1 pseudogene is annotated in these 556 nt (G+C 76.4%); it reads right to left on the minus strand.

The annotated features are described in order from the left end of the window. Positions 1 to 511, minus strand: a pseudogene (locus tag D8M29_RS13035) (YggS family pyridoxal phosphate enzyme); the annotation flags it as partial. Positions 512 to 556: the final 45 nt, after the last annotated feature.

Consider the following 556-nt stretch of genomic DNA (forward strand, 5'->3'; position numbering starts at 1 on the left):
TGGAGTCGGTGGACCGACCCGAACTGGCCGCGGCGCTCTCGCGGTCGTCGACATCCACCTGCACGAGGCACTCCAGGTCGGGGATCGCGGCCTCGGGCTCGCGCTCGCGCCGCAGCACGAGCGCCCGCGAGAGCGCCTCGGCCAGTTCGGGTCGGTCCACCGACTCCACCACGGACGCGTAGCGCACCACGTACTTGGCCTTGTTGGTCTGCAGCTGGCCCACGAAGTGCCAGCGCGGGGCGTCCGCCCCCAGGGCCGCAGCGACGGCCTCGGCCTTGGGCCGGGCCTCCTGGTCGCGGTTCTCCCCCACGTCGGTCACGCCGAGCGCGGTGAGGCGCACGACGTCCTCGGCGGGGTGGGTCTTGGTCACGACGACGAGCGCGGGCTCCGCCTCGCGCCCGGCGTCCCGCGCGGCGTCGGCGATGCGGGAGTGCACCGCGGCGAGCGCGTCGGCGATCTCCCGGGCGCGGGGGTCCGTCGGGGTCGGCCCGGCGGTGGCGGGGGCGGTCATGCGTCTCCTCTCGGGGTGGTGGCGTCGGGGTCGGCGCGCCAGACG

It is taken from the genome of Micrococcus sp. HSID17227 (assembly GCF_003989405.1).
Lineage (GTDB): Bacteria > Actinomycetota > Actinomycetes > Actinomycetales > Micrococcaceae > Micrococcus > Micrococcus luteus.